General features: G+C 55.2%; 24 protein-coding genes and 1 pseudogene. 9 read left to right on the top strand and 16 right to left on the bottom strand.

Annotated features, from left to right (window positions below; genetic code table 11):
- Positions 1 to 228: 228 nt before the first annotated feature.
- Positions 229 to 759, top strand: coding sequence for a hypothetical protein (locus EKK48_10095; protein ID RTL43232.1), 531 nt, complete (start codon positions 229 to 231; stop codon positions 757 to 759).
- Positions 760 to 894: 135 nt separating this feature from the next.
- On the opposite strand, the gene EKK48_10090 is transcribed toward EKK48_10095, so the two are convergent.
- Together EKK48_10090 and EKK48_10085 are read right to left on the bottom strand one after the other, a co-directional pair.
- Entirely contained in the window at positions 895 to 1,158 is a 264-nt protein-coding gene (locus tag EKK48_10090) for a cytoplasmic protein (protein ID RTL43243.1), read from the bottom strand.
- 379 nt (positions 1,159 to 1,537) lie between these two features.
- Positions 1,538 to 1,738: pseudogene (locus EKK48_10085) on the bottom strand (hypothetical protein).
- 473 nt (positions 1,739 to 2,211) lie between these two features.
- Here EKK48_10085 and EKK48_10080 point away from each other — a divergent pair.
- On the top strand, positions 2,212 to 3,018 hold the full coding sequence (locus tag EKK48_10080; protein RTL43231.1) for a class I SAM-dependent methyltransferase: 807 nt from the start codon (positions 2,212 to 2,214) through the stop codon (positions 3,016 to 3,018).
- Positions 3,019 to 3,221: 203 nt separating this feature from the next.
- On the opposite strand, the gene EKK48_10075 is transcribed toward EKK48_10080, so the two are convergent.
- The 3 genes from EKK48_10075 to EKK48_10065 all read right to left on the bottom strand — a co-directional run bounded on the left by EKK48_10075 (position 3,222) and on the right by EKK48_10065 (position 7,846).
- Positions 3,222 to 4,265 (bottom strand): hypothetical protein, encoded by a 1,044-nt coding sequence (locus EKK48_10075; GenBank protein ID RTL43230.1) that lies wholly within the window; start codon positions 4,263 to 4,265, stop codon positions 3,222 to 3,224.
- Positions 4,266 to 4,468: 203 nt separating this feature from the next.
- Positions 4,469 to 5,401 carry a hypothetical protein gene (locus EKK48_10070; protein ID RTL43229.1) on the bottom strand — a complete coding sequence of 311 codons (933 nt, stop codon included), beginning with the start codon at positions 5,399 to 5,401 and terminating at the stop codon, positions 4,469 to 4,471.
- Positions 5,402 to 5,914: 513 nt separating this feature from the next.
- Positions 5,915 to 7,846: a hypothetical protein gene (locus EKK48_10065; GenBank protein ID RTL43228.1), complete on the bottom strand. Its 1,932-nt coding sequence runs from the start codon at positions 7,844 to 7,846 to the stop codon at positions 5,915 to 5,917.
- Between the two features lie 185 nt (positions 7,847 to 8,031).
- Here EKK48_10065 and EKK48_10060 point away from each other — a divergent pair, with 185 nt between their 5' ends.
- From EKK48_10060 to EKK48_10050, 3 genes are all read left to right on the top strand, one after another.
- Positions 8,032 to 8,874, top strand: a complete 843-nt coding sequence (locus tag EKK48_10060) for a VWA domain-containing protein (GenBank protein ID RTL43227.1) — start codon at positions 8,032 to 8,034, stop codon at positions 8,872 to 8,874.
- 12 nt (positions 8,875 to 8,886) lie between these two features.
- On the top strand, positions 8,887 to 9,600 hold the full coding sequence (locus EKK48_10055; GenBank protein RTL43226.1) for a hypothetical protein: 714 nt from the start codon (positions 8,887 to 8,889) through the stop codon (positions 9,598 to 9,600).
- Between the two features lie 72 nt (positions 9,601 to 9,672).
- Complete coding sequence (locus EKK48_10050; GenBank protein ID RTL43225.1) at positions 9,673 to 10,275, top strand: DUF2185 domain-containing protein; 603 nt, start codon at positions 9,673 to 9,675, stop codon at positions 10,273 to 10,275.
- Positions 10,276 to 10,287: 12 nt separating this feature from the next.
- Here the strand turns inward: EKK48_10050 and EKK48_10045 are convergent, their stop codons facing one another.
- The 6 genes from EKK48_10045 to EKK48_10020 form a co-directional block, all read right to left on the bottom strand.
- Entirely contained in the window at positions 10,288 to 10,581 is a 294-nt protein-coding gene (locus tag EKK48_10045) for a metal-binding protein (protein ID RTL43224.1), read from the bottom strand.
- Between the two features lie 149 nt (positions 10,582 to 10,730).
- Complete coding sequence (locus tag EKK48_10040; protein RTL43223.1) at positions 10,731 to 11,147, bottom strand: hypothetical protein; 417 nt, start codon at positions 11,145 to 11,147, stop codon at positions 10,731 to 10,733.
- 179 nt (positions 11,148 to 11,326) lie between these two features.
- The gene (locus tag EKK48_10035) at positions 11,327 to 11,773 is read right to left on the bottom strand and encodes a hypothetical protein (GenBank protein RTL43222.1); all 447 of its coding nucleotides are present in this window, start codon (positions 11,771 to 11,773) and stop codon (positions 11,327 to 11,329) included.
- Between the two features lie 121 nt (positions 11,774 to 11,894).
- Complete coding sequence (locus tag EKK48_10030) at positions 11,895 to 13,676, bottom strand: ATP-dependent Clp protease ATP-binding subunit (GenBank protein ID RTL43221.1); 1,782 nt, start codon at positions 13,674 to 13,676, stop codon at positions 11,895 to 11,897.
- Between the two features lie 475 nt (positions 13,677 to 14,151).
- Complete coding sequence (locus EKK48_10025) at positions 14,152 to 15,288, bottom strand: amidohydrolase (protein RTL43220.1); 1,137 nt, start codon at positions 15,286 to 15,288, stop codon at positions 14,152 to 14,154.
- A 255-nt stretch (positions 15,289 to 15,543) separates the two neighbouring features.
- Complete coding sequence (locus EKK48_10020; GenBank protein RTL43219.1) at positions 15,544 to 15,867, bottom strand: hypothetical protein; 324 nt, start codon at positions 15,865 to 15,867, stop codon at positions 15,544 to 15,546.
- Positions 15,868 to 16,304: 437 nt separating this feature from the next.
- Between EKK48_10020 and EKK48_10015 the strand changes: the two genes are divergently transcribed.
- The 4 genes from EKK48_10015 (at position 16,305) to EKK48_10000 (ending at position 19,557) form a co-directional block, all read left to right on the top strand.
- Positions 16,305 to 16,550 (top strand): hypothetical protein, encoded by a 246-nt coding sequence (locus EKK48_10015; protein ID RTL43218.1) that lies wholly within the window; start codon positions 16,305 to 16,307, stop codon positions 16,548 to 16,550.
- Positions 16,551 to 16,606: 56 nt separating this feature from the next.
- A complete protein-coding gene (locus EKK48_10010; GenBank protein RTL43217.1) occupies positions 16,607 to 17,461 on the top strand; it encodes a cyanophycinase in 855 nt (284 codons plus the stop codon).
- Between the two features lie 77 nt (positions 17,462 to 17,538).
- Entirely contained in the window at positions 17,539 to 17,763 is a 225-nt protein-coding gene (locus EKK48_10005; GenBank protein RTL43216.1) for a hypothetical protein, read from the top strand.
- A gap of 468 nt (positions 17,764 to 18,231) precedes the next feature.
- On the top strand, positions 18,232 to 19,557 hold the full coding sequence (locus EKK48_10000) for a hypothetical protein (protein RTL43215.1): 1,326 nt from the start codon (positions 18,232 to 18,234) through the stop codon (positions 19,555 to 19,557).
- Here the strand turns inward: EKK48_10000 and EKK48_09995 are convergent.
- The 5 genes from EKK48_09995 to EKK48_09975 form a co-directional block, all read right to left on the bottom strand.
- Positions 19,511 to 20,737 carry a DUF1574 domain-containing protein gene (locus EKK48_09995; protein RTL43214.1) on the bottom strand — a complete coding sequence of 409 codons (1,227 nt, stop codon included), beginning with the start codon at positions 20,735 to 20,737 and terminating at the stop codon, positions 19,511 to 19,513. The two genes, EKK48_10000 and EKK48_09995, sit on opposite strands and share 47 nt — an antisense overlap.
- A 328-nt stretch (positions 20,738 to 21,065) precedes the next feature.
- Positions 21,066 to 21,710: a hypothetical protein gene (locus EKK48_09990; protein ID RTL43213.1), complete on the bottom strand. Its 645-nt coding sequence runs from the start codon at positions 21,708 to 21,710 to the stop codon at positions 21,066 to 21,068.
- A gap of 108 nt (positions 21,711 to 21,818) precedes the next feature.
- Positions 21,819 to 22,442, bottom strand: coding sequence for a hypothetical protein (locus tag EKK48_09985; protein ID RTL43212.1), 624 nt, complete (start codon positions 22,440 to 22,442; stop codon positions 21,819 to 21,821).
- Positions 22,443 to 22,968: 526 nt separating this feature from the next.
- On the bottom strand, positions 22,969 to 23,607 hold the full coding sequence (locus EKK48_09980) for a hypothetical protein (GenBank protein RTL43211.1): 639 nt from the start codon (positions 23,605 to 23,607) through the stop codon (positions 22,969 to 22,971).
- A gap of 59 nt (positions 23,608 to 23,666) precedes the next feature.
- Complete coding sequence (locus EKK48_09975) at positions 23,667 to 24,065, bottom strand: hypothetical protein (protein RTL43210.1); 399 nt, start codon at positions 24,063 to 24,065, stop codon at positions 23,667 to 23,669.
- Positions 24,066 to 24,104: the final 39 nt, after the last annotated feature.

Here is a 24,104-nt window from a genome sequence, read left to right as displayed (position 1 = left end):
ACTTATTTTTCTTCGTCATGCTGCGCTCCTTGGTTATTTTACCTAAGAAGCGGATCTCCATCAGACCGGACTGTCTACTTTTTGGGGGGACCCTCACCCATAGTTTTGAAATTTAGATACTAAAACTTATAGTTAATAAGTTGTTTTGAAAAAACTGAGGACAAACAGCCGCACCGGAGGCACCACAGATGATGCCTCCAGTGCTTTTCAGTCTTACTGCTGCGACAAGTGAGCCGCCAGATCAGCCGGATTCCACATCACGCTTCACCCGTATATAGAGTTTGTGTCAAAGCCATCGCCGACGCTCATAGACGCGTTCTTGCGCTGCAGGGCACCAAACTTGTTGGGATCACCGGGCTGCAGGTACATGGTCGCCTGGCGTCGGCGCGCGCCTTTGAACTCGATATGACCAAAGGCGTACTTCGGACCGGCGAGAATGTTCATCGGGGTAACGATCACTTCAATGTGGGCAGCCGCGTCAAACATGGTCGCCGTCACCGCGCTCAGATCGTCAACCTGAAAGAGGATGTCGCCATGGTTCAAGCAATCGTCATCACCCGTCTCACCGTGGTGAACATGCGTCGACACAATCCTGGTTCGCTTCAACCCGCGCACCTGAACAGCGCACTGGCAGCCAAAAACAGTGGCAGCGAGCTGATGGAAATCAGCGGACAGGCTCTGAAACTGCGCATAGGAAATCGAGCAGAAACGATTGCTCAGGCTCATTCTCGTGGACATCGGGGCAGTCCTTCTTGTTGAAGTTTGCGGGTCAGGCACGAGGTAGTCGGAGCGTCGAAGATTCACGAAAAGCCTATGCTGACAGGCATAAGCTGTTCCTGAACCCTCTCTGCAGGAAGAAAGAGGGCGTCAGCAGATGCCGACGCCCTCTCACGGTTACGCCGCTGCGAACCAGTACTTCTCCATGGCGCTGAGGAATTGCGCGGTGAGCGCGTATCCGGCAGCGGCAGGAATGACTGAGTCGATGGAGCAGCGCGGGCACAGGGCGGTTTGACCGCGGTCGGTGTACTCGCGTATCTCCTCAGGGCTGAACGTTGCTTCGCAGTAGAAGCAGCCGCACAGTTCGCTCTGATTGAGCAGTGCGCGGTGGTTGGAGCTGGCTTTGTGAGCCAGCTTCAGGGTCTTTACGGAAAGGTCCATGTGGACGCCTTTCTTCTGGGGGTTGAACAGTGACGCTAATGGCATTCGCGAGAGGCTATAGAACTGCGCCCGCCGCTTTTCCATCTTTGTCACTGTTCCGCGCCTCCAGCGAATGCCTCATGCATTCGAGGTCGCGAAAGCTCCTGGTTTACATGGCAGCCTCCTTCAGATGTTCGACATTGTGCGCACGGCACGGAAACCACTTACTACCGAAGTCCGGCAAGAGCTTTGGCCCTACCGGACTTAGAAGACGAGACTGTTCACGACTGCAGACGCAATTTGCCTGCAGTGGCGCGGGTCAGCGGCAGACGACCTGGAAGCCGACGTAGTTGCCGTACGGGTCGTAGACCGGCTGGCGCATCTGCTGGCAGGGACGGACGTAGCCGCCACCCTGGTAGCCATAGTCCTGATAACCACGACGGGGATAGGACTGGCCGTACTGCTGCCGGCGCTGATTCTCGAAGGCCTGCTGGTCGCCGACAGCGCCGGCGCCGAGTCCGCCGATGACGGCTCCGGCAGCGACGCCACGGATGTCACCAGTGACCAGGCCGCCGACGATGGCACCACCCGCGGCGCCCATCGCTCCGTACTGCTGCCCCAGCGGAGTGGCGCAGCCACCCAGGACGAGGAGCGACAGAAGGGCGATTGCGGTGAGAGTCTTACGCATTTGGATTACCTCCATGCAGTGTCGATGGGCCCGAACCTACCGAGCGGCTTGCCGCGAAAGTCGGTGCAGTTCGGGTAAATTGAGCGGGGCCTGCAATGTCAACGGCACCCACTCGCGCTTGTACACCGCCTCAACCACTCCCCTTGCCTACCTTTTGCCAGCAATTTTTGCAGCAGCGAAGCTCTGAACACCTGACACTGACGCGTCGGGAAACTCAGAGAGAAGCTGTGCTGCTGCTAAATTGTTGGCGAAGTCAGCTAGAGAGGTGGGGAGAGAACGATGTACCTACAAATTACGCGCGCGCACGACGTAAAACCTATTTCGGGCCCGACATATAACTCTTTACATTTGCGCACAATCGAAGATAAATTGCGCTAGCTATCGCGATGTCAAGAAGTCGTTTGTGCGAAAATTCCATCATGACTGAATTATCAAAACACAAACCCACCGAGCGTTTCTCGGGGCTAGCGGAAGTTTACGCGAAGAGCCGTCCAAGCTATCCCACTCAAGCTATTGTGTTCATTGTCGAACGGTGTCGACTGACCGCCGAAAGCACGCTCATTGATATCGGCTCGGGAACGGGAATATCTTCCCGCCTGATCGCAGCACAGGGACCGACAGTGATCGGTATCGAACCCAACGATGATATGCGCACACAGGCAGAAAACCAGAGTTTAGACGTAGAAAATGTCAGCTATCTCAAAGGCACAGCCGAAGATACGACACTGTTGGATAGTGTCGCAGATGCTGTTCTTTGCGCTCAAGCTTTCCACTGGTTCGATGCCAACACAGCTCTTAACGAATTCAGACGCATTTTAAAACCCGGCGGCTGGGCAGTATTGATGTGGAATGAACGCGACGAACACGATCAATTTACGAAGCGCTATGGCGACCTGCTGCGAGAACTGCCTGAGACGAAGTCAGTCGAAGTGCCACGCGGAGCGGCCGGACAAGCACTTCTCGACTCGCAATTATTCCACAATCAGGAACTGAAGCATTATGGAAACAAGCAAGTAGTCGATATGGACGGACTGATCGGTCGAGCATTTTCCGCCTCATATGCACCAAAAGACAAAACCAGCGCAGAACAATTCACCGAAAAGCTCAAGCAACTCTTCGTTGAGTTTCAAGAGAACGGCTCAGTATCGCTGATTTACGAAACGTCTGTCTATGTTGGTCAGTCGTCTAAGTAAGCGATACCGACAAACCAGATGCTCACAATACCGTTGTGAAGTCTGATTCGAGGAGCAAGCGCACCGGCAATGATACTACCGGCGGTGCCATCGGGGCAAATTTTTTTTAGCCAAAAGAAGGAAAGAACGGCTGCCCGTTCTTTCCTTCCTCCAGAGAAATGTCGACGATTCAAAGTTTCGCCGCAAGCGTCTCTAAGAGAGAATCAGGCGGCCAGATATGCCTCGACGTCGAATTGCATCTGGCTAAGAGTGGGACGCGGATCGTGACGGCGGAAGATGCTGTCGATCTGCATCTGCATCTCGTGCAACCAATGCCAGGCACCGATGCAGGCACTGGCAACGGAAAGTTGTTTATTGCCGCGCGGCGCACCGTCGACCGTGCTGGCAGCGGTTTTGATCACCGCCGCGAAGTCGTCGATTTTGGACTGGTAAGCCATGATCACCGCAACCAGATGATTTGCAGCAACGTAGAATTCGGCCTCGGCGGCATTGCGCTCGCGAACAATCTGGTTGAATTTGACTGTATCACGCGCTTTCTGCGCATCTTCCAGACGCGCCACGAACTGAGGCACGTTCATTTTCGACTGCGCCGAGTAGAACTCGTCGAAGTTTGCACGCACCTGGTAGAAGAGCTTTTCCGCCGCCTGATTGGCATGCCAAAGGGCACGCAGCTCGGCGGAGTCAGCATCGGTGACCATGATCGGCTGCGAGCTGAAGTTGATGCTGTGGTATTTGCCGCGCCCAGCCTTCTTCTGCAAGAAGATCTCGCGCACCGCGTCTTCGATTGTCTCCTGACTTACATCGGCGACGGTCTTGAGATTTTGCGCGATTGCGTTCGGCGTATCGCCACCACCAACGGTGCAACGACCGATCAGCGACCGCAGGGCGATGGCAACGGTTTTCGCCGTCGGGTCGCTGATATCAAGCTCTACAGTCTGCACGTGCAGCGCTTTGCCCAGGTCTTGCATGCGGCGACGGGCCGCCTGGGCACGGTAGACCGAGTTAGCGAACTGATTGCGCCAGGAGACCTGTATCGTGATCAGCTCGTCGCGCTGAGCGCCAGGTTGCGATTTGCTCAGGCGCTCAGCGTACTGGCGTTCGTTCATGCCGCGCTTCGATTCGAAGAGTACTTTGACGGCGGCTTCGTCTTCGCTCAACGCAGCTTCAGCCTGCTCCACGAGATTGCACAGACGAGCCTTGATGGCGAAGGGGAGGGTAGACGCATTGATGATTTCGAGAATGTACATGTTGGATCCTACTGCCTGAGTGAGGTGAAGGAATATGCGTGTTTGCTCAGGCGCTTCGCATATTCCATTGTTTTTCCTGTCACATCCGAGCAAGGATTCGCCAAGATGCGATTTTAGGAAGTGGAAAACCTGGAGCTTGATCAAGTTCCAGGTGGAAACCCGGGGCGGTAGCGCCTTTCGGCTTACCACCGCCCGCGAGTCATTCAGGCGAGCGCGGCGCGCAGACGGGCTTCGCGATCGCGCGGGCTTTCGGCGCAGGGCTCTTCGGTGACGACGAGACCGCGTCCTTTGCCGTCGGCGAGCACGAGCGTGGCGATGCTGGTGCGGCCCTGCTTGTCGAGGAATTCGCCCAGACGCAGGATGCGACCGCCGACGGGCTTGCTGCTGTGCGTCCAGTCGAAGACCGGATGCACGGTGGACTCGACGTGCACGTTGTCGACGAGCTTGACCGAGACCTGGTCGCCCTCCTTCAGGAGAACCGAGGTGACGTCGAGGGTCTGGTCGATGGTGACCAGCTCCGAACCGATGCCGCCGTCGAGCCGGATCATGAAGGCGACGCGCTGCTTGTCCTTGGTGCCGATCAGGGGCGCGCTGGCGGGACGATGCTCGCCGTTCTTGTAGACGGTGCGCTTGAGGATGACGCCGACGCGCTCGGTGACGCCGGAGGCGCCGAGGTCGTCGTTCGCACCGTTGACCGCGATGACGCAGCCGCTGTCGCCGAGAATCAGGGAAGCGGTGCACTCCTCGCCCTTGTCGTTGAGGAAGGCGCCCTGGCGCAGCACGCGGCCGGCGGGGTTCGACTCGGTCGAGAAAGCCCAGGGGAAGATGGGCTGAACGGTCGACTCGACATGGACGCTGTCCACGAGCATGGCCGAGACCTGATCGCCTTCCTGGATGAGCGCGGCGATGGCGTCGAGCCGCTGGTCGATGGTCACGAGTTCCGAGCCGATGCCGCCGTCGAGACGAACGACGAAGGCGACGCGACGCAGGTCACGATTGCCGACGAGGGCGGGCGCGCCGGGCACGGTGTACTCGGTACGACGAAGAACAACGCCGCAGCGTTCGGTGGTGTCGACGCCAGCCAGGAGGGCGGCAGAAGCGAGAACGGTGCGGGTGTTGATAGCGGAATTCGTCATATCTTTTCGTTTCCTTGAGTTAGGTTCGCTAACGTCATTGTCAGCGAAGGAAGTCTCTCATCATCACTGATTCCGGCGCACAGAAAGACACGCGTCGAGAGCCGCGACAGAGTCTGTCACGTAAATAAGCTCGACTGATGCAAATGCTGGTGCTTTGTGTGCGATGCGCCGAAGATTTGTGGGAGACAAGAGATGTCTCCACCATGACGCCGATCCACTGGGGCCTACAAGGGTTGTCAGTATAAGCTTTGTAAAGTAACACTCAGGCAGCATTGGCAAGGCCGGGCCAACCGTTTCCGCCCAGAATATTGAGTCGCCGACTGCTGCCTGAGATGCCACAAGTAGCACCACCCTGATTAGCTGGGTTGGGATTGGACTGCCGGCGTTCTTCCTTGTTGGTCTGCCTCTTCACCCATCGTGCCGATGATCTTGGACTGGTCCAAGAAGCAAAAATTGGTATGACCAGAAAGACGCGATGCAGCTACAACTTCAGGTTAAGCAAGACGTTGAAACTCATGGCGAATACTTGCCCAGCACACGGTTGATAGATTGCATCAGTGCTTCTCGCTTAAGCAAGTTAGAGCCGAAGTCGTCGACTATAGGCGGCACCTGTTCAAGCGGAAATTGCATCAACATGTGCATCAGCTTGGCCCGCCTTTTCACATCTGCCGTGATATTGAAAACAAGTACAGGTTCCACCAGTTGATTAGTCACCTGAGTGTAGTACAACAACTGATCATCACGGACCAGCTCGACAATATAATCCCATCCCCAGTGGAAGGAGTCGGGATAGCAGGCAAGGAACGTAAGAGCATTGTCGATCACCCAGGCTGGATAGTTATCGATGTAGGGTCCGAAGTGACGCAAGTTGCGCGCCGGATGCTGGTAAAGCGGGTCACCGAACTCACTGCTGTGAATGTTTGCCAGAGCCGGAACATAGACATTATCGTAATCGACCAGTTTTAAACCAGCCTGAGTAACGATGATATTCTTTGCGTTCAAGTCACCAAGAGCGATACCACTCTGAAAGAGAGCCCTCATCATCGTTCTGAACTTAAAGAGCAGAGCATCGGGCGCAGTTTTGTCACCCTGTTTCAACTTCTCCAACACCCAAACATCAAGAGTCGGACCAGTCAGCCAATCCATTTTGAGAATTGGGAACCAGTGACCTTTTCCATCAGTGATGCCTTCGCGCTGATAATCAAAGTCTACAAAGTAAGGCTTGGCGTCACCCAGATTAGCCTTCTTCAACTCGAAGTAGCGAATCTCCCGGTCAGGCACATCGCGCAGGAAACATTTGACAGCAATTTGTCGTTGCCCTTTCAGATGGAAAACCGTTCCGAACTTCCCTGTAGCATGCTCGAACGTATTAGTCGCGCGCCTCAACTCTCGGTCTTTAAACACCATATTCGGTGTCTTAACTGCTTGCTCGAAATACTCCGGTTTAGGCCAGATGTTGCGAGCGCGCTCAGGCGACTCAGAATCGGTCCACTCCGCGGACATTATCCGAGTCGATAGCAATGAACTGGGATCAGGCAAGTTGGGCATGTCTGCGATCGCTTGCACCTCGGCCGTAAGCAATGGCACTGCCTCAGGCTTGCACTGAAGCAAACTGCGCAGAACACGGGTCATCTGCTGAATTTGCCTGTTTTCGTGATGTTCGAGCACAGAAAATGCATAAGAACGATAGGGGTTGGCAAAATCAGCTTGCCTGAAAAGTAAACACTCATCACCACCAACCAGCTGCTTCCAGAGTCCTTTATCGATTGAAAGCATGAGGATGGAGCAATAAATTACCCAGGCAGAAAAATTATCCAGATAATCACCGAAATGTTCGGCTGATCTGAGTGGATGCTGATAATTCGGATGTCCCAGTTCAGTGGCAGCTCGTCCTTTGAAGTCGGGAACGTACATTCCGTCGTAATCAACGATTTTGATGCCGGTCGGCACGACAATAATGTTTCCATGCTGCAAATCGCCATGCGCTATGCCTTTGCGATTGAGCGTGGTCACAAGTTGCTTGAATCGTTCCGCCAGAAGCTGCATGGTATTGGGATTGTTCAAATACTCAGCAACAAATTGATCGAGACTCTTTCCTTCCAACCATTCCATTTTGAGAATGGGAAACCAACCAGACGACAATTTAATTCCCTGAGGGATGTACTGAAAGCCGGCTGTATAGTGGCTCCCGCCCACGGGCAGATACCGGCTCAGAGTCTGATAGCGCTGATGTTGATCTGAGACATCGCGCAAAAAGCACCGCACTGCCAGATCGCGAGAATGGCTGCGCACCCGGTAGACACTGGCAAAAGCGCCGGAAATCGGTCTTGGCAATCCGAGCGGACTTAAATCAGGCTGACCGATGCGCAGCTCTTCGTCAGCAAAACTAAACGCCGGCATCTGAATAGCTTCGTTATAGTCTTGTGGCGTTGGCCAGGTTGTCATTTTGTGCAGACTCGCAAAAACGTCTTTGCTTCAGGCGAAGGGGCAAGAATCAGGTTTGAAGACAGGCGGCTTGTCAAGTAAACAAGTTTCATCATGCAATGTACGATAATGATTCAGTTCATCCTCGAGAGCAAGCTGACCAAACTGCACAGGCTTGTAACTCGACTTACCAGAGCGAAAAAAGTATGCCATACGTTGCGGAAATAAGCAGATCAAATCCTTCTTGCTTCCTCTTTCTAATCGACCAGTCCGGGTCCATGCGAGATCCATTCGGTGCCTCCGCGACAAACAAAAACAAGGCTAATGGCGTTGCCGACGCAATCAATCGTTTGTTGCAAAACCTGGTCATCAAATGCGCCAAATCGGAAGGCATTCGCGATTACTACTACGTAGGGGTAATCGGATATGGCGGCAAAGGAGTAGCTCCGGCTTTCAGCGGTGCGCTCAACGGTCGGGAATTGGTACCAATCAGCGAAATCGGAAACAATCCGGCACGAGTCGAACAACGCAGCAAGAAAATGGAAGACGGTATGGGTGGCATTATCGAGCAATCGGTAAAATTTCCGATCTGGTTCGACCCACTTGCTGAGGGCGGCACGCCCATGTGCGAAGCGCTCAACAAAGGCACCAATATTCTCGTAAAGTGGCTGACTACGCATCCCAACTGCTTTCCGCCTATCGTCATCAATATTTCAGACGGCGAATCAACAGACGGAGATCCCTATCAGCTGGCTTCAGACTTGATGTCTCTGACCAGTACAGACGGCGAAGTGCTGCTCTTCAACTTGCACATTTCCTCATCAAACCATGCTCCGGTCGAATTTCCAGACACTGACGCAAATTTGCCCGACGATCACGCCAAGTTACTGTTCAACATGTCGAGCCACCTGCCCGAGTACATGCGCAGAATCATCGGCAACGAAGGTATCGATGTTTCTTTCAACACTCGTGGCTTCGTCTTCAACGCAGATCTGGTCTCAGTGATTCGCTTCCTCGACATCGGCACTCGACCGAGCAACCTGCGTTAGACCACTTAACTTATGCACGTCAAATGCACAACTTTATGGCTGCAAAAGCATGGCAACGCACCTGGTGAATACGAAGATGCAGCGCATCCGACCGGCTTGATCGAAGTCACAGAAGAGGACGAGTTTCGTTGTGCCGTCGCAGATGGTGCTACCGAAACCAGTTTCTCAGGACTCTGGGCAGATCTTCTGGTGCAGGGCTTTGTCGAGAAAGAATCGTTGAGCGAGAGCCGAAAAAAGTGGCAGGAAAAAATCCCCTCTTCGGACCAGCCCTGGTATGTGGAAGAAAAAGCGCAGGCAGGCGCATTTGCAGCACTGGTTGGATTGTCGTTAAACTCAGATCAATCATGGATTTGCGAAGCGGTAGGAGACAGTTGTCTGTTCCACGTAAGAGAAGAAAAACTGCTGCTGTCTTTTCCACTCAAAAGCGCAGAAGAATTCAACAACCGGCCTTCTCTCACTTGCAGCATCGAAGCAGCGAGCACCGAAATTGAAACGATTCGATTAACGGGCGACTGGCAAAATGGTGATAAATTCTTGCTTCTCACCGACGCCATAGCTCGATGGCTCTTGCATGACTTTGAAAACGGTGTGACAGATCTTCTCTCGCTTGAAAACAACGAGCAGTTATCAAAGCTGGCAGCTGAGCAACGGGCACTGCCAGGAGACGACGGGCGCCCGAGGATGCACAACGATGACATAACGATCATGAAAGTGGAAATTAACTAGTCTGCAAAGAGTTGGAAACTGCATGGCAGTTGAATATACTGTGCAGGCTAAAGTTCAGATCGGGTTTCGCAAATGTCTTACGTACTAGAAAACATTGAAACGATCTACCGACCCAACTATCGCACGATGACGATCCCACGTCTGGAACAGCGGTTGAATCTGGTACAGGGTGAAGCAGTGCGGGTGGGATTTTTGCCGGCACCAGCCAGTGGAGCAGAAGCGACTCGAATATGGGTGCGCGTTGAACTTGTGCGCGGCGATGGACGCTACATCGGCGTGCTTCTGGAGACACCACCCGGCATAGCCAATCTCAACGAAGGGTTTCGCGTAGAATTCTCAGCCGACAACGTATCTGAAGTTTTCATCGACGAAGGCGACTATCGCTGGTTCGACGATCAAAAATATGCCATGGTGAGCAGTCACATGTTTGAAGAAAATTCGTGGCCGGGTCGCGTCATGCGCATTCCGCCGGCAGAAGAAATCTACAGCGGCTGGCTGATTCTAAAAGGCGACGAAGATCGGCACTTCATGCGAGACTTCAGCAACTTTCACGCTTTTCAATTATTTGATTGCGTCGATAAGTGCCCGCCCCTGAAGACAGTTTTGTATCAGCCGATCGGCGCAGACTACACCTGGGACAGCGAAAACTTCGAATATCGGCTCACCGGCAAGTAATACACGGCAATACTAATCAGACTTGCTCAAAGATTTAAGTCGTTCCTGCAACTGCTCAGGCTGCTTGGTGACGAAAAAAACCTCCTGCACCGCTTCTGTATTTTTTGCCAGTGCTTTCAGTCCTGAGCTTGTAGGATATTTCACTTCCAGACGAATGCCTGAACCGCGTCCTTTTGCCGGTTTAATTTCACCTGGGATGACTGAGACTATCTCTTCCCAGGGCTCAATGCGCTCGAGCAGATCTTGCAACCCGGCGATCATACCGTGTTCGTACTTTATCTTTGAAGTGCGCTTTCTGTATTTCATCCCGGCTAGACGATACCATATTTGGTGCAGCAATAATTTAATACGATACAGTATAGTTGTACACGGATCAAGAAAAAGCCCGCAAGCGGGCGAAGAGTTTAACCTCTTCGCCCGCCCCGAGTTTTCCTTGAGTCACAGCTCAGCGTGCGTCAGGCGACGGCGCTGGCCTTGACGGTGCCGATCAGAACCGAGCGGTCGTCGCCGACGAGCAGCACGGTCACCTCGCCGAACTCGGCCAGAGCCGCCAGCGCGTCCTCGGGCAGAGGAGCGTGCACGCGGTTGTCGGGCACGGAGATGACCACCGACGCGATGCTGTTGGCACCGGCGGAGCGTGCATCTTCGAGCGCGGTGATGACAGCGTGGCTGTCGGTGTTGCCGGCGGCGCCGTACTTGCTGCCGTCGCGGGTGAAGACGATGGCACCGCAGACGGGCTCGGCACCGATCATCTCGGAGGCGTCGCGCAGCTCATGGACGAGCTTGACGACCTTCTGTTCGCCCTCGTGCATCTCGTTGAAAGAGCGCAGGGCACCGGTGACGGCGAGCGTCACGAAGTTTGCTTTGTTCATAGTGGTTGTTTTCCTTTCGCTGAAGTTGATAGAAACGGAGCACCTCCTGGCGCTCCGGTGAATAACGAATCCAGCTGAGACGAACAGCGTGCCCGTGATTGCTCACAGGCAGCTGTTCGTCGCAACCGTTGCTGCACGTGTCAGGAGCTCTGGATTGCGGCTAGCCGCATCCTTTGCTCTCAGGAGACGTGCGCGTTGGGGCCTTTGCCCGATGCGAGGGCGCTGTCGACCAGCTGCGTGATGAAGTTCTTCTGCTGGACGCCGCGCTGCGTGCAGTGGAGACGCAGGTAGAGCAGCCGCTCCTTCTGCGCCACCATGACGAGGTCGAGGCTCGTGGTGAGCAGACCGGCGGGCTTCGGCTCGGGGCTGATGCGCGCCATGTTGCCGAACAGCGACGAGGCCTGCGCCGGGTCGGGGAACAGCACGTTGAGCAGGTCGATGAGCATGCTGCCCTGCGGCGACGTGGCGTCGCCGATGGTCTCGATGGCGAGCGTCACCTCGTAGAGGTTGCCCTCGTAGAAGTACTGGCTGCCACGCGACGGGTCGAGGATGAAATCGTCGCGGGTGCCCGAGACGAGCTTGCGACCGTCCAGTTCGAGGACGACTTCGGTCTTGACGTTGGACATGATGATCTCCTTCAAGTTTGACCGGTCTCCCGGTCGGTTGAAAAAAAACATGCACCGCCCCGGTCGGCGACGTGTTCTGTCACGCCACCTTCCAGAGCGGTGCAGTGCCCGGATGCGGGCGTCAGTTGCTGCCGAGCTCGCCGCCGACGATGATGACGCGCAGACCGGGGAACCGGTCACGGAGCGCCACCATCTCTTCGAGCGTCGAGTGCACGTCAGCGGTGCCCACGCCGTTGATGCGGTTGGTGTATTCGACCACCACCGTGTGCGGCATGGCGTTGGCAGCCTCGCGGACAGCAGCGCTGACCCGCTCGAGCTGGTCCTTCTCGCAGCGCATGACGAGCTGGAACGGCTGCAGGTGGCGCACCTCGACGCCCTCGGTGGAAGGCGCGTCGGTGCGGCTGCCGCTGCCCGGGAGCAGCGCCAGCGCAGTCGTCTTGGACTCGCCGCGGTCGCCGGCAGTGCCGGTAACGGTGCCGGTGGCACCGTCATCGGCAGTCCGACGCTCCATCGTGGGCTCGTCGGCGACGTCGGCGGGCCGAGCCAGGTGGGCGAGCGGGTCGGCGGTGATGAAGAAGCTCAGCTTCTCCTCGCCTTCCCGATGCGACACCTCGACGCGGTCACCGGCGTGGATGGTACCCGCCTTGACGAGCCGGCCCAGAGGCTGGACCAGATGCTGCGCCATCTTCTGCTGCATGCCGGGCAGCGCGGACTTCTCGTCGGACGTGCCGTCCTTCTCGAGCAGCCACGCCTTGGCGCTGTCATCGAGCGACAGGATGAAGGCCTTACCGCCGAGCGCGTTGATGATGCGCTCGGAGAGGGTCTTCAGCTCGATGTCGACGACCCGCAGCATCTGCTCGTTCTGCAGACCGGCGAAGAACAGCACCTTGTTGATGCGGTTGCGGAACTCGGGCGGGTAGCCCTTGACCAGCTCGCGCACCACCACCTGGCGGACGTCGTCCTTCGTGGTCACCTTGGCCTCGCGCACCGTGAAGCCCATCGGCTTCTGCATCTTCTCGAGTTCTTCCGAGCCGATGTTGGAGGTGAAGCCGATGACCACGTTGCGGAAGTTCACCGGCTGGTTGTTGTTCAGCTCACCGGTGCCCTCACGCAGCGGACGCAGCATGAAGCGGTTGAAGGCGAAGTGGAACTTCTCCCACTCGTCGAAGAGGATGAAGATGACATCCTCCTTGCAGCCCAGCTTGGTGTTGTTCAGGTTGTGCTGCGAGAGCACAGCCGACTCGTCGAACTCACCGGGCTGCGGCGCCTTGTACTTCGGGTCCTTGACGTCGACGTAGCCGGTGTATCCCGGAGGGGCACCGATCAGCTTCTGGATCTGGTGGCGCTCCTCGTAGTCGCTGCCCGAGACGAACAGCATCTTGTCGCGCGCGCCGTGCACCCACTGGACGAGCAGCTTGAAGCCGAGCGTCTTGCCGGAGGTGGACGGACCGCACATGAGCACGGAGAAGATGGGCGCGTTGGGGTCGCGCAGCGGGTTGCGGATGGCGGCGAGGATCTCGACGAGGCTGTCCTTGACGTCGTCCTGACCGGACATGTTGTCGTCGAGGAACGCGCGGAACGCCTTCTCTTCCTCGGACCAGGAAACGGTCACCTCGCGACGCGAGTCGACGGTGCCGATGCTGCTGCTGTTGTTGGTGTCGGTAGTCATAACAATTGCTCCTTCGGTTTGATAGAGCGGCATGTAATGCCGTTCGCTGTTGAGATTGAGCAGCTCTCGGATGAGGCTGCTTGAAACAAAAGCGCGCGGTGGTACACCCATCACGTGCTTGGACTTCGAGTCGCACCGAGACGCGGCACAACTCTCCAGAACTGCGGTCGTTACAGGCGGCTGCGAGACTGGATGGACTTTGAACTGATGTCGAAACGACGGACGACTGCGCATGAGGCGAGGCGGGCTGCTCTCGTGACTTGCGCAAACTGTTCTAGCGTCTCACCAGGAGTTCTCCTTTCGTGGACAAAAAACTACTGCGCGCCGACCTCGGTCCAAGATGCCAACGCCGAAGCGAAGGTCATACGGTTGGAGTTGGTGCGAGAAAGGTGCGGGTAGTTTGCTGCCGGGATTGTTGAAGGGAAAGAAAGTTGTAAATTGAACCTACGCCTGCGACCTGCCAATTTCCAAACCACTGCCACTCAGCCTCCCAGCGTCCGGATAGACGCGCGGGGACCCGTCATGCTGCCCAGGACGGGCGTCACACCGACTGGACACGGCATAGCGCGCCTCGCACTACCGGCACGAGGGCGCACAAAAACATTAAACTTCACGCTTGACAAGTCGCACAACCTGCGCGAGCATGCCTCAAGGCAACATTAACTCATTAATGGCTAGCGCAGTTGCCAAGGGCACCGCATTTGATTGCTTATGCCCTAAGCAACCTTATCGCGGCTTCCGCAAGCACTGCCACGCCAATCGGCAGGCAATTTTCATCAATATCAAATGTCGCGCTCTGATGACTGCGACGGCTGCTGGCAATTTCCGCGCCCAGGTATATCATTGCGCCCGGGACATGCTCGGTTAAGAGAGAAAATTGCCAGTTCCAGGATTTTCGTTTTATGGAAAGAACATTGCTCGCGCCCAGCAAATCTACCGCTGTACTGTGCATGGTGGCAGTTACAGCGGAACTATCGACAAATTTCTGCTTAGAATCGCTGAAAATCACACGAGCCTGATTACGCACACTGGCGGCGATCTTTTCAATTTCGCTGTGCGTGCGCTGGCGCATTTCATCGCCAGACGTTTTTATTCGCCCCTCTAACCTGGCGTGCCGGCCTCCCGCATGCGAAAGGTCGTTTTCACACTGCATGCTGTTCACCGAAAGCGAGCTCTCATCAGAGCCTGAACCAACCAGGGCAGGAACACCGTACAGTGCTCGCACAAGATTTGCCGTAGTCAGGCTGGTATCGGCAAATTCTTGCGACTCTCCATCGTCTTTAAATTCAACGACAAAATGCTCTTCAAACGCTTGCGCAAGGCTCGCTACAATACCAACCTTGCCAGTCGGTACTGTTCCATCCACATGTAAGCCCAGTACCGCTGTAACGCCTTCCAGCGCCCCCGCTTCGATCATAGTGGCAGCGCCTGGTCGCCCAGCAGGACTATCACCGGGTTGCACAATAATACGCAACCGCCCGGGCAAATCACAGTTGGACAGAATCTGCGCCACTCCCAGCGCAACAGCAAGATGAGCATCATGGCCGCAAGCATGCATGACACCGGCGTTTTTGGAGGCGTATACGGAGCGATTCAATTCAGAGATGGGCAGTGCATCCATATCACAACGAATTGCTACTGTTTTATTGCCTTGACCAAGATCAGCAACTATTCCGGTCTTACCGCCCGCAGCACGCACAACGAATCCCAAATTCTCCAACTTTTCGCTTGCGTATCGAGAGGTTTCATACTCGACGAAATTCAACTCCGGATGTGCGTGCAGATGACGGCGCATTGCAACGAGATCTTTTTGAATTTCTCTGGCGTTGTGCATGGTCTCAGACATTTTTACTCCACATCGATGGCAAGTTCTGAGCTCCCGTTTCTTGAAACGAGCGCCGAATCAATTATTCCCACACAGACGAAAGGTAAATGCTGATTCAGTTCCAGCCAATGCGGTGCACAGAAGCGATTTAGTAGCCGGGCGACAGTGACGCGGCATCAAACGCGGTCAGGCAATCACCAGCCGCTAAATCGTTCCCGCGGAGGATTTCGCAAAGGCCAGCAAATTTCGATAAACGCCTTTACTGATTGAAAGACTCTATTTTGTCTCTTTGACTGATTCAGTCTTAGCCGGTGTCGATGCCGGCTTTTGTTGAACGCCAGCGGCTATTGGTGCATCGTTATCCGGGATATCGGCTCCGGCAGGCAACACATTTCCGACAAACTGATGCCGCTCGGAACGACCGCTCGTGTAGTACCTTTCGTTGATGATTGTTGGTTCGACCTGGAATATATTCAGGTCACGAGGTCCCTCGACCCGACCGATTTCCTCAGGCAAGCGGAGCTGAGATGCACTGGCGGCGCTCGAGAAAGCCACATTGATGAGGACAAGACCTAGAAAGGCAGGAACATTTAGCTTCACAAAATTTCTCCAATCACTAGTAGCGGGTCTCAGTGCTCTTGGAGACATTCTACTCTCATCGTCAATGCACACGCGCTTTACAACAGTCCTGACCGCGGGATTTTATCTTTACAAGCTCAACAGTTGGTGCTGTGCCGCGCACCGCCTATAGTACCAACCGAGCGCCTTTGCGCTAACTCCGAGAACCAGAGTGGAAGCCAATTGTGTCTAAATTGTGCCTGGCGATGCTCGCTGCGCTAGCACGATTTCATTGCAATTTCTAAAAACACGCTTGTTTCTTGACTAGTAGCAAAGTAACTTCAGGGCGTCTCTTTCCACCGTTTCCGACTCGTTCAAATCGCCCACAAGCAAACTCTTTCTCCAATTTCCGGCACACCTCCGAACAACGAAGTTGTTGTGAGGAAGTCTGCCAAAGTTCCTCGTACCCAGGACGCACGATGCTCGTGACGATTACGCTTCTGCTTCTCGCCCTTCTGATCGGCGGAATCCGTTATGTCTGCAAGAACGGAATCAAGCTGCCGGACGTTCCGCAAGCGCAAAATGCGAAGCGCCGGAAAACCAAAGCCAAACGCACCTGGTCACAGACCGACAAGTACAAGAACGTACACTCACGGAAGACGAAAGTCTACGTCGCTCCCGTGATCAAGAGGAAGTGGCGCACTCCGCGCCGTTCCTCGCACTGAGCGCTCGGCGCTCTGTTCTCTTTTCCTTTACACTAGCTCAACCTAAGGAGAGCATCATGTCGTCGCCTAAACTACATCCGTTGATTCTCGTTCTTGCGGCAACCCTCGTCATTCCGGTCTTCGGACAAGATTCGCGAGCCGCGGTGAACCAGAGCAACGCGCCCAAAGCGGCATTCTTTCTGATTGGCGGCAACGCCAAAACGACGCTGGCCGACTTCGTGCAGCTGGCGGGTGGTGACAAAGCCAACATCGCCATCATCACGCATGCCGCCGAGGAACCCGCGAAGATGGGCGACGAGCTGCAAAACGCATTCAATGAATTGGGCGTCAAAAACACGACGGTAATTCTGCCAGGCACTAAGACTGGCTTACCGAAGGATACTACCGCAGTCTATATCTGCGGTGGCGCTCAGACCCGCCTGAAGAGATTGCTGGAGGAGCCTATGCTGAGCCAGCTTCTCACTTTCGACGGGCTGATTGGTGGCAGCAGCGCGGGCGCAATGATTGCAGCCCCACGCATGATTGCCGGCGGCATGGACGAACATGTCGTCAAAGCCCAGTCTCTCAACATCATCGACGGTCTCAACTTCGTTCCCAACGTCGTCATCGATACGCACGTGGGCGAACGATCGCGAGACACGAGACTGATGGCTGCGCTCGTGCTGATCGAGACAGCAGATCTGGGCATCGGACTGGATGAGGACACGGCAGTCTACATCCACGACGGCAAAGCAAAGGTTTATGGCGAGGGCAACGTGCGCTTGTTCAAGCGCGGCGAAGGCTTTCGCTCTAACGTTGAAGCACGCGGCAAAAACACCCTGTCCAGCGTGCACAACGTCGTCATCTCGGTGCTCAGCTCGGGCGACGATTTCGATTTGCCTGTGAGGGAGGTCCTCACACCCGGCAAGTGACATTCGGCGCTTAAGCTGGCAGCAAACAGGGTCTAGTGTCAATTTGTAGTTCCATCCACAATTTCGGAGAGAAGGTCATGGCGTTCTTCGTGCAACTCGGTCAGAGCATCCGCGGCGTCGACGGCATCGTCGAGAAGCGCATCAAGAAGACCGGCAACCGCTTCGGCGGCGAGTCCGGCAAGAAGGGCGGCTACGGTTCCGGCACCGTGCAGGAGCGGCGCGCCCGGCGCAAGCGGCTGGAGCAGCTGCAGCTGGTGGAGCAGATCGACGAGTTGCAAGAGCAGCGGCGCGAAGCCTGCTGACCGACGCACGCGCGTGGCGCTGACACACACGCGCATAGGCGAGGCATAACATGGATGACGAGGAGTCGCATCCAGTGACAATCCCGTCCGGAAGACGCATGGTTGCGTTCTTCCGGACAGTTCGACTGAAACTACTTTCCGCCTCTTTTTGACATTTCACTTTCTTTTTTGTCATTTCTGGAGTGTTTTTTTCATTTCGGTGCAGCCAGGACGGCTGCGCTCCATGATCCTTCGCACTTTCATGGGTCCTTTTGACATTTCGGTGCAGCCGGGACGGCTGCGCTCCATGATCCTTCGCACTTTCATGGGTCCTTTTGACATTTCAGTGCAGCCGGGACGGCTGCGCTCCATGATCCTTAGCACTTTCATGGGTCCTTTTGACATTTCAGTGCAGCCGGGACTAACGCATCTCCAATATGGAATAATCCAGACAATCAAAACAGCCCAAGCAGCAAGGACTCCCTGGCAATGACAAGCGCGCCGACCACCAGCCCAGGGCGCACCAAACCGATTCTCGACATCAAACTGACGCAAGCAGTTTGCTTTTCCCTGTTGATGTACTTTGTTGTGCGACTACCGTGGCTGATGACGCTGCCGATAACACAAGCGCCTGATGAGCCGAACCACTTCTGGGTTGTCCACTACATCGCAAGACACATGAGCTTGCCCACTTTTGACATAGTGCACAGCACAGGACCTGCCGCCGAATACGGTGCCCTGCCTCCGCTCGGATACATCCCGCAAATACTTCTAACAGCCCTTGTACCGGACAATCTGGCCCCGGTATTCTCCCGTCTTGGCAGTCTCCTTGTTGGAGCCGTAGTGCCCTGGGTAGCGGTATTGCTGGGCAAAGAATTATTTACTCGCCGACAAGAACTGGCGCTGGCACTGCCTTTGCTGGTTGTGTTCCATCCTCAGCTGGTCTTCGTCAACAGCTACACGAACAACGACTCCATGGCCACAGCTCTAGCCTCAGTGATCATCTACATGCTCGTCAAAGGCATAAAGAACGGACTCTCCACAGGCAGAGCGGCATTTATCGGTGCGCTCTTCGGCATACTAGGGCTGAGCAAACACACCGGACTCTCGGTAGCACCGGCGGTGCTGACCGGCATAGCTATGGCCGGTTATGCGAACACCCTGACGATCTCACAAATTCTCAGTCAAATTGCGGCTTTCGCGTTCGCATTCCTGACAGCTTGTGGATGGTTCTTCATCCACAATTACTTTGAGTTCAAAGGCGACGTACTGGGCACGAAGACGATGTACGAAAGCTGGATCACCATCCTGCCGCGTCAGAATGGACAGGTTGTCCACCCCTGGCCGAAAGCAAGCCAGATCGGCTGGTGGCGCTATGTTTTCTTCGATTACGTCGGGCTGTTCGGTTACATGGATCGCTACTTATGGCGACCGATCTACTTTGTCTACCTGGGCTACCTGGTCACGGCTTTTGCAGGATGGTGCAATTTTAGAGCGAAAGACACGGAATCAAGGGGCGCAGAGGAAGGGAGCACTGATTCTCTGCTCGACAGAAAAAAGACCAGGTTAGTCTGGCTCCTGGTTGCTGCTTTTCCATCCTGCAACCTGCTGGCCAATCTGGCTGCAACAATTACCAATGTCACAGGTCCTCATGGCCGCTATCTGTTTCCTTCGGAACTTTGCATTCTGGCGCTCATAATTGCCGGTCTGAGCCGATTGAAAGTCGGAAAGGCGCTCCTTCTTTCGCTTATCGTGCTCAACCTGGTTGTTACTGCGGCAGTTTGGATTTGCTGGTATATGCCAGGTCAGCATTAGTTTTTGCCGCCAGTGCCTTATACAGATTGGCGTCGGATCCCAGTTTTTCAGCCATAATGGCGAAAAGTTTTGCGCCACCTTTGCTGTTCACGTGCACCGTATCAATAAAATCACTGACATTGAAATCGGGACTGTCACTGACGTCAAGCCAGGAAGCATTGTAATCACGACAGATAGAAGAAATCTGAGTTCGGTATGAACTCCAGAAATCAGCACTGAGAAGATTGCGATTCTGAGCCAGTGTCGGCATTCCCAGAACAAGCACTCTGACATTTTGATCGCGCATCAAACCAAGAAATTCTTTGAAGAAGGAAATTTGGATCGGGTAGCAAGGCGGCGAAGAGTTCTTGTATCTGTTGATATATTCATGGCTATTGTCGACCCAAACGCCTTCAGTTTTTGCAGGCTCCATAAATTCGCCCGGTTTGACCATCATCTGAGAATCTCTGACAATTCCTAACACTTCTTGCGTTTGAGGCTTATTGCCGCGCCACTGGTTCGAACTCAACAAACTCTCAATCGAAGAGTGCAGTGCACGAGTGGGCAGTGAATTGAGCGCCCATTCCAACTGTGCATTGGCACGCGCGATCGGATCAGGGTAAGCAAGTTGACTGAGCTTACCGCTATCCACATAGCGTGAGAAAAAACGGAACGGTTCAGTCGAGCTGGCTGAAACCAGCTTATTGTCTATAAAGTCCCGAGGGGAAACACCAATGATGACGATCTTAGGACGGTGTTCGTCGGTCAGAAGTGCTCTTGCGGTCATCCAGTAATCAGACGCCATGGCACCGTCCAAAGAACAGTTAACGACGCTATTACGCGGCAATCCAGCCTTCTCCAAAGCAGTTTCCAGGCTGAACACTTCGTGATGAGACACGCAGTCAACGGCATGATTCAAAAGTTTAGCGTCACCAGCGCGGGCCGCTGAATTCATCTGGGAACTGCCCAGAAGCACTATATCTGGTGGCACCTTCTGATCAAGAAAACCTTTTGCCATCCACCAGGTCCAGCTACCGAAAAGCGGGCACAGCTGAGTCTGCTGCGATATTGCATCCCGTGTGAGCTTGATCGAAGTCTGCCCCATAGCACAAACAACGAGTCCGTTAATCACAGCAAAGCCAGCCACTGCAACGAAGAAGAGGCTCAATTTAGATCGGCGAGTCGGACTCGGGTGCTGCAAATCAATGGTCCCGGTTGAACAGCAGTGATTTTACCGCCGTAGTCATGAGCTTCTATTAGCAGCCGGTCATCTTCGCGTTAAAAGAGCGCGAGCACCTCGCCAGCTGGGCTTTACGGGAACTTAAAAGAAAAGAGAGGTTGGCTGGTAAAGCTTATCTCCAGACAATTTCCGCCTCAGTCCAACTAAAAAAACGATTTACTACTATATGCATGAATAGTTGTGGATAAAAAAAGACTTTCCATCATTTCGATTCATGCTGACCCAGATCACTGCAAATAGTCCCACCAGGGAGGCACCACAAGTAGTGCCTCCCTGGGGAACAAACAACTCAGTAACCAGCAGCGTTGAGCAGGTCAACCACCATGCGACAGATGGTCTCCACCTGCATGGCAAAAGTCAGAGTCTGCCGGGTCTGAGCTTCCGTGTCGCACTTGCAACCAGTTGTCCTGGCGCCGGTGTCGATGGCGATGTTGAGAATGCCCTGGTTCGGCGCGTAGGAGATGAGCATCGTCCTCAGCGTCTCGGCATCGGCTTCGTCGCCCGAGTCGATGGGCTGACCGCGGCTGATTCTGCAGACGTTTCGCGCCAGAGCGTTCTCGGCAGCCTGCACACGAGCTTTCTGCGCGATTGTGACCACGTGCAGATCTTCATCTGCGCCGTTGCCCGGAATCACACACTGTTTGCTCTTCAGCGAAAGTACCCGCTGACAGATCTCCTCAGAGAGACGCATTTCGGCCCGAGTGCGACGAGCCTTTTCAGCAGCATCGAAAGTGCCCGACTGGTCGAAAATGCTCTCAACACCGGCGACAAGATCGCGCACGTCTTGAACCAGACTGACGATGCCGGTCTGGTCCTCAGAAGCAGTGGATGCAGCCAGCACACGGCTCTGAGAAATAATCGCCTGAAGCTGTTCGCGCAAAGCTTGCCTCTGCTCGACAAGCTTCGTTGCTTGATTTTGAGTGGTATCGGTCATGACCGTTATTCCTCTTTACTTGTTACCTTCTTTCGAGTTGAAGTCAGACTTCCGGCTGATCTGCAAGCAGCGCTAATCAACCGGAAGACTGATTGGAAAGAAATCGGATCAGGAGCAGATGCGCGGGTCGCGGCAGACGACGCAGAGCTGATGATCGACCGCGAGCCCCTGCTCGACATGCCGACGAGCCTGGGCGGTGCAGAAGACCTTGATCTCCTTGAGGGTCGGCTCGGCAGTGCTGCGCAGGCGCTCCGCCGCGCGGCAGTGAAGCACAGCCAGCATGCCCTTGATGTTCATGAAGTCGGCGGTCAGACGCCCCGGCCAGACGGGAATGCCGAGGTTCTTGAAGCCGAGCTGATTGGCGACGTCGATGGCGAGACGGTACATGCCGCAGAAATTGGGTCGGATGCCCTCCCCGGGATTGCCCATACCGACAATCAAGACGCGCTTGAGAGGCTGATCGGGCACATGCACCTCGACGAGCAGATGCTCACCGAGGGCGCCGCCGAAGTCCTCCCTGTCCATGGCCGCGGTCAGGGCGCCTCCGAGCGCCTTGTCCATGCGGCTGAACGGACCTGCGGAGATGGTGTGCTGTTGCTTGGTCAGCACCAGCAGTTCGACGGAAAAGAGCGGTTGCAAGGCATTGGCCTTACGACCGAAAGCAGTCTCGACCGTGAAGGTCGTCTGAGGTTGCTCGCGCACGTATGCGCAGCGATCGCATTGAAGAGTCATGGTTTTCTCCTTCGTTTGCTTGAGAGATTGGACAGCGAAACCCAGCGCTTGTCTTCTGACAAGTTGCTCAAAACAGCTAAAACAAGCACTGGAAAGGGTAGACGCGACGGTTGGGCTCGAAAAAATGGAAAGGAAATGAAAGATGTCTTCAACCTAGTAATTTCGGGCCAGCAGAGACAATCGGCCCTCCGATTGATTATTTTCGAAGGCGCTAGCACCGTCATCCTAAAGGTGGAACTGCACGACCATGTGCTATATCAAATAGTAATAACAGTCTTTTTGATAATCGCGGAGAGCAATAAGACCTTTGCAGAATTCAACATCAAAACTTCGAGCCGGTTACCGAGGCGCATTCTATGAATGAATGCACCCCGGCAAACAGCCCGGAGCTTCGGAACTCAGCGTGTGCCGGTCGCCCACGCGGTCAAACCGAAGACCATGTAGAGCTCATTAGACTTTTCCTTCTGTGTTGCGGCAGGGCTGAGCAACGCCTCAGAAAGGTGTTGCCCAGTCTGCTACCTGCCTCTCAGTCGTCAGTCTCGGCGCCGGCGCCCTTCTTCGAGGTCGGCGTCCATTCGTCGGCACAGATGAAACCCTTCGCCCGCAGCGCCGCTTCGCATTCGCTGACGGTGCCCTGGCTGGCGAAGGTGCCCTCCATGACCTCGCCATCGCCCTCGGGCAGATGGCTCATGATCAGGTAGTCGATCTGTTCATCGTTGTGCGTCTCGCCCCGGCCGAAATCGGTGGTCGGGAAGAGTTCGTACCAGGTGTGCCCGTCACGCGCCGCCTCTTCCTCCGAACACATCTTGAAGAGGAAGTCAGACGGGCGGAAGAGCGGATACTTGCCGAGGAACTCAAAGCCGGCATTGGTTTCCGCGCGTTCGGCCATGGCGAACTCAGCCTCGGTCGCCGAATCTTCCGGGGCGTCGAAGCGTGCGAAGCCGCGGAGGATCGTGTCGACGATAACGCCGTCTTTCTCGACGACGAGCGCCTGCACGGGCAGCGTCTCGTGGAAGAAGACGCGCTCGACCGGCTCGCCTTTCTTGCCGCGCTTGGAGATGCGCTTCCACCTGGAGGCCTGGTCGGGCAGGTCAGTGCCGAAGACCGTGGGCCATGCTTGTGCCAGTGCCTTCTTGCAGTCTGCTGTTGTGACTTTCTGGGTCATTTGCTTTCTAGTTGCTCCTGGTTAGCGTTCGATGCGATAGCAACAAACGTAGAAGGGCATCAGCCCCGGGATCGGCGAGCGCGAAGGATGAGAACGCCCCAGCCAGCCAGCGTGGCGGCAGCGACAACAAAGCTGGCGACAGCACAGCGAAGCGAGACGTCCCAGAGGTTGCCGACGAAGTTCGAAGATAATCCGCCGTCGGAAAGATTGAGACCGGCAGTCCAGCCGCCGATGACCACAGCCATAAGAGCGATGCCGCTCCAGAAACTGCGAACCCCAGCCACTTCATAGTTCATCTGGAACTTGTTCGTGAGGACGAGCACGCCGATGATCGTCGCAGTCAAGCCTGCCATGAAACAGGCAATGCAAGCCATGACGACGGAGTAAGCGACGAGTCCGAAGACCGCGCAGCTCAGAGCCGCCGCGGCAATAATGAGGATGATAGCCAATTTGATCATTGTTCTATCTCGGTCAGTCGAGCTAATCAAAGATTGAGT

It is taken from the genome of Candidatus Melainabacteria bacterium, assembly GCA_003963305.1.
GTDB lineage: Bacteria > Cyanobacteriota > Vampirovibrionia > Obscuribacterales > Obscuribacteraceae > PALSA-1081.
The sequence above is the reverse complement of the archived record's forward strand: the minus strand, read 5'-3'. Positions and strand labels throughout refer to the sequence as shown.